At 55.0% G+C, this 14,880-nt stretch carries 15 protein-coding genes and 2 tRNA genes; 10 read left to right on the top strand and 7 right to left on the bottom strand.

Translation table 11 applies throughout. The annotated features are described in order from the left end of the window. Positions 1-188: 188 nt before the first annotated feature. Positions 189-413 carry a hypothetical protein gene (locus FDK21_RS05560; RefSeq protein WP_114008760.1) on the bottom strand — a complete coding sequence of 75 codons (225 nt, stop codon included), beginning with the start codon at positions 411-413 and terminating at the stop codon, positions 189-191. Positions 414-643: 230 nt separating this feature from the next. Here FDK21_RS05560 and coaD point away from each other — a divergent pair, with 230 nt between their 5' ends. The 6 genes from coaD to tgt all read left to right on the top strand — a co-directional run bounded on the left by coaD (position 644) and on the right by tgt (position 5,039). After that, positions 644-1,144, top strand: coding sequence for a pantetheine-phosphate adenylyltransferase (gene coaD / locus FDK21_RS05565; protein ID WP_138147743.1), 501 nt, complete (start codon positions 644-646; stop codon positions 1,142-1,144). 107 nt (positions 1,145-1,251) lie between these two features. After that, positions 1,252-1,701, top strand: a complete 450-nt coding sequence (locus tag FDK21_RS05570) for a peptidylprolyl isomerase (protein WP_246657510.1) — start codon at positions 1,252-1,254, stop codon at positions 1,699-1,701. A 111-nt stretch (positions 1,702-1,812) separates the two neighbouring features. Then, positions 1,813-2,286 carry a peptidylprolyl isomerase gene (locus FDK21_RS05575; RefSeq protein WP_114008758.1) on the top strand — a complete coding sequence of 158 codons (474 nt, stop codon included), beginning with the start codon at positions 1,813-1,815 and terminating at the stop codon, positions 2,284-2,286. 26 nt (positions 2,287-2,312) lie between these two features. Further along, positions 2,313-2,717: a VOC family protein gene (locus FDK21_RS05580; protein WP_171021954.1), complete on the top strand. Its 405-nt coding sequence runs from the start codon at positions 2,313-2,315 to the stop codon at positions 2,715-2,717. Positions 2,718-2,751: 34 nt separating this feature from the next. After that, positions 2,752-3,798, top strand: a complete 1,047-nt coding sequence (gene queA, locus FDK21_RS05585; RefSeq protein ID WP_138147745.1) for a tRNA preQ1(34) S-adenosylmethionine ribosyltransferase-isomerase QueA — start codon at positions 2,752-2,754, stop codon at positions 3,796-3,798. Positions 3,799-3,878: 80 nt separating this feature from the next. Next, entirely contained in the window at positions 3,879-5,039 is a 1,161-nt protein-coding gene (tgt, locus tag FDK21_RS05590) for a tRNA guanosine(34) transglycosylase Tgt (RefSeq protein ID WP_138147963.1), read from the top strand. Between the two features lie 77 nt (positions 5,040-5,116). Here the strand turns inward: tgt and FDK21_RS05595 are convergent, their stop codons facing one another. The 3 genes from FDK21_RS05595 to FDK21_RS05605 all read right to left on the bottom strand — a co-directional run bounded on the left by FDK21_RS05595 (position 5,117) and on the right by FDK21_RS05605 (position 6,350). Then, the gene (locus FDK21_RS05595; RefSeq protein WP_114008755.1) at positions 5,117-5,719 is read right to left on the bottom strand and encodes a DUF4864 domain-containing protein; all 603 of its coding nucleotides are present in this window, start codon (positions 5,717-5,719) and stop codon (positions 5,117-5,119) included. 366 nt (positions 5,720-6,085) lie between these two features. After that, positions 6,086-6,161, bottom strand: a tRNA-Lys gene (locus tag FDK21_RS05600). Between the two features lie 113 nt (positions 6,162-6,274). Then, a tRNA-Lys gene (locus FDK21_RS05605) sits at positions 6,275-6,350 on the bottom strand. A 418-nt stretch (positions 6,351-6,768) separates the two neighbouring features. On the opposite strand from FDK21_RS05605, the gene FDK21_RS05610 reads away from it, so the two are divergent. Continuing rightward, positions 6,769-7,506 (top strand): cytochrome c biogenesis protein CcdA, encoded by a 738-nt coding sequence (locus FDK21_RS05610; protein ID WP_114008754.1) that lies wholly within the window; start codon positions 6,769-6,771, stop codon positions 7,504-7,506. A gap of 23 nt (positions 7,507-7,529) precedes the next feature. Here the strand turns inward: FDK21_RS05610 and FDK21_RS05615 are convergent, their stop codons facing one another. Then, on the bottom strand, positions 7,530-8,447 hold the full coding sequence (locus FDK21_RS05615) for a DMT family transporter (protein ID WP_138147746.1): 918 nt from the start codon (positions 8,445-8,447) through the stop codon (positions 7,530-7,532). Between the two features lie 194 nt (positions 8,448-8,641). Beyond that, positions 8,642-9,709 carry a DNA replication initiation control protein YabA gene (locus FDK21_RS05620; protein WP_138147747.1) on the bottom strand — a complete coding sequence of 356 codons (1,068 nt, stop codon included), beginning with the start codon at positions 9,707-9,709 and terminating at the stop codon, positions 8,642-8,644. 166 nt (positions 9,710-9,875) lie between these two features. Here FDK21_RS05620 and glmU point away from each other — a divergent pair, with 166 nt between their 5' ends. Beyond that, a complete protein-coding gene (glmU, locus tag FDK21_RS05625) occupies positions 9,876-11,219 on the top strand; it encodes a bifunctional UDP-N-acetylglucosamine diphosphorylase/glucosamine-1-phosphate N-acetyltransferase GlmU (protein WP_138147748.1) in 1,344 nt (447 codons plus the stop codon). Positions 11,220-11,373: 154 nt separating this feature from the next. Beyond that, complete coding sequence (gene glmS, locus FDK21_RS05630; RefSeq protein WP_138147749.1) at positions 11,374-13,200, top strand: glutamine--fructose-6-phosphate transaminase (isomerizing); 1,827 nt, start codon at positions 11,374-11,376, stop codon at positions 13,198-13,200. A 60-nt stretch (positions 13,201-13,260) separates the two neighbouring features. Here the strand turns inward: glmS and FDK21_RS05635 are convergent, their stop codons facing one another. Continuing rightward, positions 13,261-13,656, bottom strand: coding sequence for a YbaN family protein (locus FDK21_RS05635; RefSeq protein ID WP_138147750.1), 396 nt, complete (start codon positions 13,654-13,656; stop codon positions 13,261-13,263). Positions 13,657-13,978: 322 nt separating this feature from the next. Here FDK21_RS05635 and FDK21_RS05640 point away from each other — a divergent pair, with 322 nt between their 5' ends. Continuing rightward, positions 13,979-14,878, top strand: coding sequence for a DUF502 domain-containing protein (locus FDK21_RS05640; protein WP_138147751.1), 900 nt, complete (start codon positions 13,979-13,981; stop codon positions 14,876-14,878). Positions 14,879-14,880 lie beyond the last annotated feature (2 nt).

Consider the following 14,880-nt stretch of genomic DNA (forward strand, 5'->3'; position numbering starts at 1 on the left):
AAGAAGGCCCGCAAGACGGGCCTTTTTTATTGGTCAGATGGTCAAGATTGCATGGGCTGGCAACTGCACAGGACAGAATCTTGTGTTCTGATTATCGAAGAAAATGGAAAATGCTCTGATACATAGCTCTGACACGTGGTGCCTGAGCTATGCTTGATCTCTAAGAGAAATGGCGTGTTCTCAAGAGCTCAGTTGACCAGCGCGAGTTCGCTGCTGCAGGAGCTGGTGCCTTTTTGGGCGACGCAGGCGCCGGAGTTCGACTCACCGAAAAAGCCCAAGCTCGAAATATCGAGTGGAGTGCCATAGCCATCAGACAAGGCTGACGTGCCGCTCAATGCAATGAATCCAAGCCCCATCACGCAAATCATGATGCCAGTTGCCACGAAGAATTTGGTTTTTTCCATAGAAGCCATATCAACATCCCCGAATTATCAGCATTATTACGAAATCAACGTTAAAAAATCTTTTATCGAAACCTATATGAAGTAGGGCTGAGCATCGCGTTCATCTCCTATTCATTTTTACGGATGTCTCTCATTATTCGTTTTGGAAGGCAAGCCTGAATTCGAGTATTGCACTATTGACAGCGTTGTATATTTCCTGTCTTGAAAAGGGCAGGCACGCAATGCAATGGAAGCAGACAATGTCAAAGAAAGTCGCCCTTTATCCCGGATCCTTTGATCCGATCACCTTTGGTCATCTCGATATTGTCCATCGCGCCTGCCATCTGGTTGATGAGTTGGTGCTGGCCATCGGGGTGCATCATGGCAAGGCCCCGTTTTTCACGCCGGAGGAACGCCATGACCTTATTCATGCGGTGGTCTCGCCGATTGCCGCAGAAACGGAAACCGAGCTGAAAGTGGTGACGTTTGATGATTTGGTGATCAATGCCGCCAAACGATCCGATGCGACCATTATGATCCGTGGGTTGCGCGACGGCACCGATTTTGATTATGAAATGCAGTTGGCGGGGATCAATGAAACATTGGCGCCGGAAGTGCAGACCATTTATTTGCCATCAGGCAGCTCGGTACGCCATATTGCTGCCAGTCTGATTCGTCAGGTTGCCGTCATGGGGGGCGACATTTCACCCTTCGTGCCCGATGTCGTTAAAGCGGCCTTTGACAAAAAGCTCTCTAGCTGAACGGAAAATACATGACCCTTACCCGACGCTTGTTTCTGACTGCTGGTCTTCTGGCTACTCTCGTTTGGAGCGGATCGCAGACTGCCTTCGCGGACGAAAAGGACAATATGCTCTATCTTGACACGGTGCATGGCCGTGTTGTCATCAAGATGCGGCCGGATCTTGCCCCCAAGCATGTGGAGCGGATCAAGACACTGGCCCGCAAAGGCTTTTATGACGGGCTAAAATTTCACCGTGTGATTGATGGCTTTATGGCCCAGACTGGCGACCCGCGTGGCAATGGCACCGGGGGGTCGGATCTGCCGGATCTCAAGGCCGAGTTCAATGCCCGTCCGTTTGAACGCGGCGTGGTGGGCATGGCGCGTTCCTCATCTCCGAACAGTGCCAACAGCCAGTTTTTCATCATGTTCAATCGCGCGTCCTGGCTCAATGGCCAATATACGGTCTGGGGTGAAGTGACCGAAGGCATGGAATTCATTGATCGCCTGAAAAAGGGCGAACCGCCTGCAAATCCCGACGTTATAGTCAAGATGCAGGTTGCAGCTGACGCCGAATAATCCTAGCAATTCAATATGTAAGGGCTGTTGCCAAGACAGGCCTTTGCAAACAGCTCCGATATCCATCGCAGAATGGAGCGGGGCCTACTCTCTTAGAAAAGGAAGAGACAAGTGGCAGAGATCAAAGATCCCGAAAACACCCTGATCATGGAAACCACCAAGGGCAAAGTTGTCATCGCCCTGCGTACGGACCTTGCTCCGGCCCATTGCGAGCGCCTCAAAGAGCTGGCGCGCGAAAAATTCTATGACGGTATCGTGTTCCACCGGGTTATCGATGGCTTTATGGCTCAGGTTGGCTGCCCTCATGGCACCGGTACTGGTGGTTCTGACAAGCCTGACCTGAAAGCTGAATTCTCCACCACCGAGCATGTGCGCGGTTCCTGCTCGATGGCCCGTGCGATGAACCCGAATTCTGCCAACAGCCAGTTCTTCATCTGCTTTGACCGTGCCCCTTGGCTCGACAACCAGTATACCTACTGGGGTGATGTGATCGAAGGCATGGAAAATATCGACGAAATCAAGCGTGGCGAGCCGGTGCAGGATCCTGACAGCATCGTTTCCATGCGCGTCGCTGCTGACGTCTAAGACCTTTCTCGAAGCCCGGACCTTGCATGAGTTACGACATTCACTTTCCTAAAATGCGCGTTGCTCGTTCTTGTTGCGATTTTGAAGCAATTAAAGCTTTTTATTGCGAGGGTCTGGGCTTCGCTCTTCTTGGCTCCTTTGAGGGGCATAACGGCTTTGATGGCCTGATCATCGGTCACCCCAATGCCCCTTATCATCTCGAATTCACCATTGAGCATGGTGTGACGGCGCCGCGGGCGCCGGATCATGAGGCTTTGCTGGTTTTCTACCTGCCTGAGCGCGAAGAATGGCAGAAACGGGTTGATATGATGCGGCAGGCAGGATATGAAGCCGTCCCATCCAACAATGACTATTGGGATCAGGTCGGGATCACCTTTGAAGATCCGGACGGATACCGTGTTGTTCTGCAAAATCGCGCCTGGAGCACTTGATGAGCCATGCGCCCATCGATGACTGAGCCAATTCATGCGCGTCGACCTCTTCGACTTTGACCTTCCCGCCGAGAATATCGCCTTGCGTCCGCATGATCCGCGCGACGAGGCAAAGCTGTTGCTTGTGCCACCATCCGGTGCCTTCGAAACTCACCGGGTGCTCGATCTGGCTGACTTTCTGCAGCCTGGCGATGCTTTGGTGTTCAATGATACCAAGGTAATCCCGGCGGAACTGGCAGGAACCCGGGTGCGCGGTGATATTCGCGCCGGCATCCATTTCAATCTGCACAAACGCGAAGATCTGGCAACCTGGCGTGCCTTTGCCCGGCCGGCGAAAAAGGTCCAGCTTGGTGATCGGATCGAGTTTGGCTCCCATCTGAGCGCGCGCATCCTTGAGAAAGGGGATGCGGGCGAGGTGGTGTTGCAGTTTGACGCCGAAGGGGCGTCGCTTGATGCTGCGATCGCCGAGGTGGGCCATATTCCGCTACCGCCTTATATCGCGTCGAAACGCGCCGAGGATGAGCGCGACAAGACCGACTATCAAACCATCTATGCCCGTGAAGAGGGCGCGGTTGCAGCACCAACCGCCGGGCTGCATTTCACCGACCGGCTTTTCGATGCGCTGGATGCCAAAGGCATCGAACGGCACTTCGTGACTTTGCATGTGGGGGCAGGGACTTTCCTGCCGGTCAAGGCGGATGATACCGAAGACCATGTGATGCATGCGGAATGGGGCGAGATCAGTCCTGAGATGGCCGCCAGATTGAACGAAGTGCATGCGCGGGGCAATCGGATCATTGCGGTCGGTACGACCTCTCTGCGGCTTCTGGAGAGCGCGACGGATGAGGCGGGTGTCGTGCAGCCCTTTTGCGGTGATACCGCCATTTTTATCACACCGGGCTATCGCTTTCGGGCGATTGATGGCTTGATGACCAATTTTCATCTGCCAAAATCCACCCTGTTCATGCTGGTTTCTGCCATCATGGGACAGGAACGGATGCAGGCAGCCTATGCGCATGCCATCAAGAACGGCTATCGCTTCTATTCATACGGGGATTCCTCGTTGCTGCTGCGCCCTTGAGGTTGCCTGCGCCGGGAAAGAAAGACCAGACAATGACCGACATGACACCGAACAGCACACCTGCCATTGACGCCGACCGGATGGGGCTGGGCCAGCCTTTGCCAGATCCGCGCCCAACGGAATTCAGCTTCAAGCTACTGGCGCAGGATGGCAAGGCACGCCGGGGGGAAGTCTCCATGCCGCGCGGCACGATCCGCACGCCCGCCTTCATGCCGGTTGGCACCGCTGCGACCGTGAAGTTCATGTATCCGGGTCAGGTACGGGACCTGGGGGCCGACGTCATTCTGGGTAATACCTACCATTTGATGTTGCGGCCCGGTGCTGAACGGATTGATGCGCTGGGTGGTCTGCACAAATTTGCCAACTGGCCTTACCCGATCCTCACGGATTCCGGTGGCTTTCAGGTGATGTCACTCGCTCAGTTGCGCAAGATGAGCGAGAAGGGTGTCGAGTTCAAATCCCACATCGATGGCGCAAAATATATGATGACGCCGGAGCGGTCGATTGAGATTCAGTGTTTGTTGGGCTCTGATATCCAGATGCAGCTGGATGAATGCACCAAGCTTCCTGCGAGCGAAGAAGAAATCGAAAAAGCCATGCAGCTGTCCCTGCGTTGGGCCGAGCGTTGCAAAGTGCAATTTGGTGACCGTCCGGGGCAGGCGATGTTTGGCATTGTGCAGGGGGGCGACGTGCCGCGCCTGCGTGAGGAATCGGCCTTGGCGCTCAAGGCGATGGATCTAAAAGGCTATTCGATTGGTGGTTTGGCCGTGGGTGAGCCGCAAAATGTGATGCTTGACATGCTGGAGCTGACCTGTCCGATCTTGCCGGAGAACAAGCCGCGCTATTTGATGGGCGTTGGCACGCCGGACGATCTGATCGAGGCGGTGAGCCGTGGGGTCGACATGTTTGATTGTGTGATGCCGACCCGTGCCGGACGCCATGGATTGGCCTATACGCGCTTTGGCAAGATCAACTTGAAGAATGCCCGTCACAAGGACGACCATCGTCCGCTTGACCCGGAAAGCACATGCCCGGCAGCGCGCGACTATTCCCGTGCCTATCTGTATCACCTCGTCAAATCGAACGAGGCGCTTGGTTCAATGCTGCTGACCTGGAACAATCTGGCCTATTATCAGGCTCTGATGCAGGGCATGCGGGATGCCATTGAAGCGGGCCGTTTTGCCGATCACAAGGCCGAAGTCAAGGAAGGCTGGGCACGCGGCGATCTGCCTGCCCTTTGATAGGAAAGCTTCCGTTCGTTCTGAAAGGGTGGCCTTGTGAGGGATCTGATATCCCTCACAACAGGTCGATATGGGCGTTAGGCTGGATCGCCCGGGGCAAAGACAATGGCGCTTGAAATGATCCGCCAGTCGCTGTCGCCAAGATTTTGCAGGCCATAGGACAACCGCCAGCGCTTGCCGCGTCTGTCAGTCAGATAGCCATGCTGGATGGGGACTGATCCATCAAGGCTGATGTCTGAAAAACGAAAATCTTCCGCAAAAACGACCGGCAAATAGCGGATCGAGAAGAAGATCAGCATTTCGTCAGGGGAATTGAAGGCGGCCTGAGTCTTCTTTGTGAAGGTCTTGTGAAACAGGTCGGCACGTTGCTGGTTGAGGCTGGCAATGTGCATTTTGACGACGAACTGAATGGCCGCACGATCCACTTTCGTCAAAACCAGGAGGTTGGACGGGGCGATGTCGGGTTCTGTCTGTGCGTCCGGCACGTTGGCTGTGACGGCCTTGGCATCGTCTGCCTTGGACGATGTGGAATAGGCAATGGTGCCAACCGCCATGAGAGCGGCAAAGAACAAGCCTCTGACCCACATTGCCATCTTGGTTTGCGCAGGTTTGTCCTGTTGCGCTGATTTTGAGTGTTCGGTTTGCCAATCGGCGAAACCGCTGCTGGTTTCGTGTTTCATAATGATTCTCCGATTTCTAAGTGGTGGCGTCTCCTCTGTTATTGCTTCGGTCAATTTTTGAATTGGTCGAAGTCTTCCCTATAATGTAGCGCAAAAATTGCGCTTCATCAGTAAAATCACGAATATGTTAAAGGAATTGAAGTCGCTGCCTCATCCAGCGAGGTGGAGAGAGGGTGCAAAAAGTGCGTCACAATCGTGCAATTTCAAGTTATTAAATTGTCACATGTTGCGTTGGGGGATGCAGTCTGGAGCGCTGTGAATAACTCTTGTTTCACGACGCTGGGCACAGCTTGAGGCTCTCAATACAGGACACAAAGCCGCAGCTGGAAGGAATCACAATAGGATTTCAGGAAGAAGAAAGGGAAATGGTATGCCCGGAAGGATTCGAACCTTCGACCGTCCGATTAAAAGTCGGATGCTCTACCAACTGAGCTACGGGCACCTGTTCCGTGTTTTCTAAAGCATGAAGCTTTCAGAAAACTTACCACTTTTCACTCAAAACCAGACCGAGGACGCTTTTTGAGCGAACCATACAGTCCCGATTATGAGGGAGATTGGTATGCCCGGAAGGATTCGAACCTTCGACCGTCCGATTAAAAGTCGGATGCTCTACCAACTGAGCTACGGGCACGCCTTGTGTGGTGAGCGCCTTTTTAAAGATATTTTCAGGTCAGTCAACACCCACAGGGAATTCAATCTATTTTTCGTGGGAAAACTCTCAAGTGGTCATAACAGCGTGATTTCCGGGTTTCGAATGGCTGCGATTATCGGTCTTATATCATAGCATTTGTCGCTGCAGTGAGGGGATTTGCCGCAAGCTTTCCGATATGTCACCTTTCCATCCCTTGCTTTGGTCGCCATTGCCTGCAATAGGGAAAGACAGTGGTGCCTGCGGAGCCGGGGCCTCTCGCGACTGTGATTGGACGAGAGGGGGAAGCCCGCTTACATGATGGCGCAATAGGCCCGACTGTGGCCTTCAGGTGCAGGCTGCTGTCTGGCGCGCAGTGTCGGCGGGCAGGCAATGAGAAATACGAGGAGAAGCATATCCGATGGCCTTTGACGTAACCTATCCCGGCGCTTTGCTGGCGGGCTTCATTTCCTTCGTTTCTCCCTGCGTCTTGCCTTTGGTGCCGCCCTATCTTTGCTATATGGCGGGCGTGTCTATGGACCAGTTGACCGGGACCAATGACAAGCAGCGGGCGGCGAGCCGGATCATCCTGTCTGCTGTTGCCTTCGTGCTGGGCTTCACCACCGTCTTTGTGCTGCTGGGGGCCGGAGCGTCGGTCATTGGCCAATATCTCAAGCTCTATTCAGGCATTCTGTCCTATGTGGCAGGCGCAATCATTATCGTCATGGGGTTGCATTTTCTTGGCGTGTTTCGGATTGCCTTTTTGTATCGCGAGGCGCGGGTCAATGTGCAGAGGAAACCCGCCGGTCTGCTCGGTGCCTATCTGATCGGCCTTGCCTTTGCCTTTGGCTGGACCCCATGCATTGGACCGGTGTTGGCGACGATCCTTGCTGTGGCGGGAACCGAGGAAAGCGTGCAGCAGGGCATGTTGCTTTTGACGGTCTATAGCCTCGGTCTCGGGATCCCGTTTTTGCTGGCTGCAGCTTTCGCCGGACAGTTTCTGGGCATGATGCAGCGTTTCAAAAAGCATATGGGGCTGGTTGAAAAGCTCATGGGCGGTCTGCTGGTCGTGACCGGGATTTTGTTCGTCACCGGTCAGGTGCAGAATGCCGCCTTCTGGCTTCAGGAAATGCTGCCCGCCCTCAATAATCTTGGCTGAGGCGGGCGCACGCATCCTGTTGGCTAGGCCTGTTGGGTCTTGCGGAACAACTGTCTTGCAGGAAATGTTGCCATAATCACCCCTGAGAGCACCAGCACCAGTCCGACCATATGGAAGGTGTGGAACTGCTCGCCAAGGAACACAACGGCGAGTACCACCCCGACTGGCGGCATGAAATACATGAAGATGCCTGCCGTCGCCGGGCCGAGGGTCTTGATGCCAAACTGGTAGGCGATAAAGGCCAGAACGGACGAGATGAAGGCCAGCCCCATCAGGCTCGCCCATTGATCCTGTGTGGTCGGGAAAGCCCCAGTCGTGCCCAGCTCCCAGATCATGAAGGGCACCTGTATCACCGCGCCAATCAAGGCAACAATGGCGAACATGCCAACGGTCGGCACGGGGCGCAGGGCTTCATTCTTCGATAGCACGGAATAGATAGCCCAGGAGGTTGCAGCAATCACGAACAGCAGATCTCCGCTGTTGAACTGCACTGCCATCATAGCCGTCAAACTCCCTTTGAAAATAATGAAGAGAATGCCGCAGATCGCCGCGATGATTCCGAGAATTTCGCGCAAACTGATGGCGCGGCCACGAAACAGCCATTCCATCAGAATGATGATGACCGGGGCGGCGGTGTAGATCAATGTTCCGTTGGTTGCTGAGGTGTTTTTCAGTGCCCAGTAGACCCCGGTACCGCACAGCCCCATGGCGAGAAAGGCATTGAGAGAAATCAGCTTCCATTGCGCCATCAGAAGGTGCCGGTGATTGGCCATCGCCCGCCATGCCATCGGCAGGATGATCAGGAAAGCCAGCCCCCAGCGAAAGAATGTCAAGGTGAAGGGTTCAATCGAGCGCACCGCGATCGAGCCAATAATGATATTGGAGGAAAAGAAAAAGGGACTGGCTGCGAGCAGCAGATAGGCAAGGAGATGCGGTGACACGGGGTGGCCTCTTCAGCTGGCAAAGAAGGGATCGGCAAGGGTGGCGCAAAGCTGAAGGCATGTCAGTCTTGAAATGGGGACTGATTGCTCAGGGCGTTTACGTAAGATGAGTTGCTTTTATACGTCTCTTGGTCGCGGCGCAATCCGTCTTGAGACGGGATGACAGCCCGAGCGGGTGGAGGGCACAAAATGCTCTAGCGGCTTGCCAGTGCCTGTCCCTGATAGACGGAAACCCGACAGGCATAGCCACGAAACTTCAACTGTGCGCACAGGTTGGCTGCTTGGGCTGCGTTCTGGATCGGTCCTGCGATCAGATCGAGGGACAGTTGGTTGTTGGCGTTGCGGACCATCTTGCTCAGAGGTTTCAGATCGCCGACGATCGCGCGTTGTGAGATCGAGACTTCTTTCCATGCACCTTCGAGATCGGCGATGGAGATGAACTGCCCCAGATCCAGTCCGAAGGAGGTTTGGCTGGAATTGAGCGCCTGTTGCGGGGCATCCACCACTTCGCTTTTTGGCTTGAGGCCCTCATGGGCTTTTTGCAGCACGGCTGGACGCTCGTTTGGCTTGATCTTTGGCAGCATCATATGGCCATTGGGTCCCTCAACCGTCAGATCCATATTCAGTGGTTCCTGAGAGACTTTTACCGCAGACTGGGGCTTTTTCTGAAAGGGATCGAAAGCAGGGCCACTTGGTGGAATCGGGTTAGTCGGCGCAATGGAGCCAGTGGCGGTGTTGTCGATCGGCATGTTGTTGTCTGCAGAGCGTGGCCAAAGAACCCGGTCATCGTCGCGTTTCGGCAAGGTCACAACGCGGACCGGCGCATTATCCGTTGTTCGGGGCTGTTCCAGTTTGGCCAGACGCTGTTTCAAGAGATCATTTTCGCTGCGCAGACGCTTGGTGCTCACATGGAAGGCGGCAACTTCACGCTTTAGGGCTCTCAGTTCGGCCAAAACATCGCGGATCTGGTCCGATTGATGGTTTACCTGATCGGAAAAAGGATTGAAGCTTTCATTCTGGCGGGCAACCGGATTGTTGATTTGGAGATTGTGCGGCCGGACCGTGCCGGTGCTCTGGCGGTCTATGCTGCCGGTCACAAGGCGTGAATCGTCGTTGCCCAGTGATGCTACTACACTGGGGCCTGTCGCGGAATCGCCGGTGTCATCCACCATCGTCAAGGCAACCAAGCCGGTCAGGACTGCCGCAAATGCCCAACCTGCCATCATGGCTACATCGAAGATGGCTTTGCCTGGCCGCGCCATTACAAACTGCCTCCTTCACGCGCGAATCTGTGTTTCACGCTCCGTTAAGCAAAGTCTTTTTTTGTGAGTCCCGCAAGGGTCGTTCTATGAAGTGTCTCAATTGTTCCTTAGTTAAATATGAACTAAGAAGCATAGAGAAAACTAATTGTCCGCAAGGAGAGCATTCATGGCTGAGCGTAGATGCCAGGCGATCATTCTGGCTGCAGGTCAGGGAACCCGCATGAAGTCCAGCAAACCAAAGGTTTTGCACGAGGTGGCCGGGCTGTCGATGGCCGGTCATGTGACCAAAGTGGCGCGGGACGCGGGTGTTGAACTGGTGTCTGTGGTGGTCGGGCCTGAAATGGAGGCTGTCCACAAGGCGGCAGCGGCCATTCACCCCGCTGTATATGCGCACGTACAAACGGAACGGCTGGGCACAGGCCATGCGGTGCTGGCCGCCAAGGCCGATCTGGTTGAAGCTTGCGACGATGTGATCGTGCTGTTTGGCGATACGCCGCTTTTGCGCACCGAAACCATCCTTGCCATGCGGCAGAAGCTGGCTGAGGGCAATGATGTGGTGGTGCTTGGCTTCCGAACGGATGAGCCGGGGCCTTATGGGCGTCTGCTCGAAGAGGCCGGCAAGTTGGTGGCGATCCGTGAAGCCAAGGATTGCAGCCCTGAGGAGCTGGGCGTCACGTTCTGCAATGGCGGCATCATGGGCTTTTCTGGCAAGGTGATCCTGTCTTTGCTCGAAAGCATCGGCAGCAACAACGCCCAAGGGGAGTATTATCTCACCGACGCGGTCGAGCTTGCCAATGCACGCGGCCTTGCCGTGACGGCGATCGAAGCGCCAGAGGCGGAGCTGCAAGGGGTCAATAATCGCGCTCATCTGGCCAAGGTTGAAGCATCCTATCAGGCTGCGGCTCGGCTCAAGGCGATGGAAGAGGGGGCGACCCTGCTTGCGCCTGATACGGTCTTTTTCTCTCACGATACCAAGCTGGGCAGGGATGTATTGATCGAGCAGAATGTGATTTTCGCACCCGGCGTCAGCGTTGCGGACCATGCCACCATTCGCGCCTTTTCTCATCTGGAAGGGGCGAGCGTGGCCGAAGGCTGTGTTGTTGGTCCTTATGCGCGTCTGCGGCCGGGCACCGAGTTGGAAGCGGACGTCAAGATTGGCAACTTTGTCGAGACCAAAAAGGCGAAGATCGAAAAAGGGGCGAAGGTCAATCACCTGTCCTATATTGGCGACGCCCGCATTGGCTCGAAGGCCAATATCGGGGCCGGGACCATCACCTGCAACTATGATGGGTTCAACAAATTCCAGACCGACATCGGGGTCGGGGCCTTCATTGGGTCGAACACCGCTCTGGTTGCTCCGGCCAAGATCGGGGACGGAGCGATTGTCGGGGCCGGTAGCGTTATCACATCTCCCGTTAACGCTGATGCCCTTGCCGTGACCCGTGCCAAGGCCTTTGTAAAGGACGGCTGGGCGGCTGCCTTCAGGGCGAAAAAGGCCAAAAAGTCATAAGGTTACGTTTGGCACCTGTCTTTTAAGGACTGGGCCGTTAGAAACTGCAAACTGATTTGATTTCGCGAATCCGGTTTGCGTGGGTTACCCAAAAGCAAATGAATATTTGCGCGTCGTATCAACGACGACCCTCTTTTTCAGGAAAGACATTGCCATGTGTGGAATTGTTGGAATTCTTGGTAACGAAGCTGTTGCTCCGTTGCTCGTCGATGCCTTGAAGCGCCTTGAATATCGCGGATATGATTCCGCTGGCGTTGCCACGATCCATGAGGGGCAGTTGGGACGGCGGCGAGCCGCAGGCAAACTGCGCAATCTCGAATTACTACTGGGTGACAATCCGCTCAATGGCACCATTGGCATTGGGCATACCCGTTGGGCGACCCATGGCATCCCGAACGAAACCAACGCTCATCCGCATGTCGCGGGCAATGTAGCCGCTGTTCATAATGGCATCATCGAGAACTTCCGCGAGTTACGCCAAGAGATGACCGCCAAGGGCCACGTGTTCGAGACCGAAACCGATACCGAAACCGTTGTTCATCTCATTCAGGATGAACTCAATGCAGGCAAGATGCCGGTCGATGCGGTGTCTGCTGTGCTCGGCCGATTGGAAGGGGCTTTCTCGCTGGCGATTATCTTTTCCGGCGAGGAAGACCTGATGATCGGTGCCCGTCGCGGCTCGCCCTTGGCAGTTGGTCACGGGGAAGGACAGATGTTCCTTGGGTCCGATGCTTTCGCACTGGCACCGTTCACCGATGAGATCACCTATCTCGAAGAAGGCGATTGGGTGGTTCTGAGCCGCACCACAATCTCGATCTTTGATGAGCATAACGAACTGGTTCAACGCGGGTCTACCACGGCGCAGGCTTCGGCCAACATTGTCGACAAGGGCAACCACAAGCATTTCATGGAAAAGGAAATGCATGAGCAGCCCGAGGTGATCCAGCATACCCTTGCTCACTATGTTGATTTTGCTTCCGGCACCGTTCGGTTTAACAACAAGCTGCCCTTTGACTTTGCCAGTTTGAACCGGATTGCGATGTCGGCTTGCGGCACGGCCTATTATGCGGGCGTGGTGGCCAAATACTGGTTTGAGCGTCTGGCCCGCATTCCGGTCGATATCGATGTTGCGTCAGAATTCCGCTATCGCGAGATGCCGATGGAAGAGGGCGGCTTGGCCCTCTTCATCTCTCAATCGGGTGAGACGGCAGATACGCTGGCTTCCTTGCGCTATTGCCGTGCCCAAAAGCAGCATATTGCGGCCATCGTCAATGTGCAGGAAAGCACCATCGCGCGCGAAAGCGATGCAATCTTTCCGACCATTGCCGGACCGGAAATTGGCGTGGCTTCGACCAAGGCCTTTACCTGCCAGTTGTCGGTGTTGCTGGCCTTGGCCATCATGGCTGGTCGTGCGCGGGGCACCATTTCGGCGGCGGAAGAGCAAGATTATGTCAAGGCACTGAGTGAGCTGCCAAAATATATCCGTCAGGCATTGAGAGCCTCCGACGATATCGAGGCGCTGGCCCATGATCTTTCCAAGGTCAAGCATGTGCTGTATTTGGGCCGCGGCACCAACTTCCCGCTGGCCATGGAAGGGGCGCTGAAGCTCAAGGAGATCTCCTATATCCACGCGGAAGGCTATGCGGCGGGTGAATTGAAGCACGGACCGATTGCCCTGATTGACGAGACCATGCCGGTTGTCGTCATTGCTCCGAATGATTCTTCCTATGAGAAGACCGTTTCCAACATGCAGGAAGTGGCGGCCCGTGATGGTCGGATCATCCTGATTACCGATCAGGCGGGGGCGGACAAGAACGGGCTTGAAGATTGTCAGACGATCGTCATGCCGACCGTGCCGGATATCATCGCACCGATCGTTCTTGCTTTGCCGGTACAGTTGCTTGCCTATCACACGGCAAACTTCATGGGTACCGATGTTGATCAGCCGCGCAATCTGGCAAAATCCGTCACGGTGGAGTGATCGCCTGCATCATGCATGGGCGCCCGATGGCGCCCTTTTCCCCGCCATGGAGGGAAAGACCTATAGGTCTGAGCCTGGATTGGGCGTTGGTCCATCTGGTCTTGTGCCGACGTAAAGAGCACTGGCAGCGAAAAACAGGGACACTCCGACAAGAAGCCAAAGTCCGGGCTGCACGAGATAGAGAAATGAGACGAACCCCAACGCCATGCCCGCAAAGGCAAGGTATTTTGCCTTGCGCGGAATTGCGCCGTGATCCTGCCAGGCGACGACGGGAGGCCCAAATAAAGGGTGCGTCAGAAGCCAGGCTTCTAGACGGGGAGAGCTGCGGGCAAAGAAGTAGGCTGCTCCGATAAAGAAGATGGTCGACGGCAAAACGGGAAGAAATGCCCCTGCAATGCCAATGCCGGACAGGATCAGTCCGATCGACATGAAGAATGGGCGTTTCAAATGTTCCATGAATGACTTCTCGCGATTGCGACGCAACTTCAATTGTGTGCGCGGCCACCCTAGCATATAGGCAGTTGAAACGCTGGGTGCAATTGCTCAGAGATCACGAAAACGGCACGAAACACGCTGATTGTGCTTTTCAAATGCCCGTCGCCGCACTATTTACAAGATAGGTTGACTGGTGTGCCCGGTGGGCGGATTGTTTTGATGCAGTCATGCCGACCAGTCATGCAAGTCAGCGATGGTGCGCTGTTCGAGACGTGTGAGATGCGGTTTCCCGCTCCCGGTCAGGTCGCTCGACAGGTGTGCGCTCAACAGGAAGAAGCAGAATATGTCCAAACATAAAGGCGAAGACAAGAAAGACTCTCAGGAGCATGCCGGTTTGAGTTTTGGCGCACGCATTCGAAATTACTTTCTGACCGGCCTTGTCATCGCCGCGCCGATCGGCATCACTCTGTTCATCACGTGGTCCTTCATCCAGTGGGTCGATGATACGGTCAAACCCTACATTCCGCATATCTACAATCCGGACAATTATCTGCCGTTCTCTGTGCCCGGTGTTGGGCTTATCTTCTCGCTGATCATTCTGACCATTCTGGGCTTCCTGACAGCCAACTTTGTTGGTCGCTCCTTCCTGAGTTACGGCGAGGTGATGGTGGGTCGGATGCCCTTGGTGCGTAACATTTACAACGCGCTCAAGCAGATATTCGAAACGGTCCTCTCCCAGAAAGGCCAGACCTTCACGAAGGCTGCGGTGATCGAGTATCCACGGCGGGACTTGTGGGCGCTGTCCTTTATCGCGACCAGCACCATGGGGGAAGTGTCGCATCGGTTGGCCGATCGGACAGGCAGTAACGAGGGGTTCATCTCGGTCTTCTTGCCGACCACACCGAACCCGACCTCCGGTTTCCTGCTGTTCGTGCCGCGGGAGGATGTGATCATCCTTGATATGAGTGTTGAAGATGCTGCCAAGCTGGTTATTTCTGCGGGTCTTGTGACGCCAGACTTCATTGCCAAACATGCCGCTGAAGAAGAGCGGGACAAGCTTGCCGAGAAATTCGGTATCGAACCACAGACCATCGAGAGTGATGTGGTAGACATCGCGCAGATTGAGGTGGATGCGCCTGAAGATGCATCCCCAAGTGACGGTCCATCAGAGGAAGCAGATACGCTTTCCGATCCGAAACAGACGCGCAGAAAACGCAAATTCTTTCCGGTTCTGGGCCGGTGAGC

This window comes from Cohaesibacter sp. CAU 1516 (genome assembly GCF_005771485.1).
Taxonomy (GTDB): domain Bacteria; phylum Pseudomonadota; class Alphaproteobacteria; order Rhizobiales; family Cohaesibacteraceae; genus Cohaesibacter; species Cohaesibacter intestini.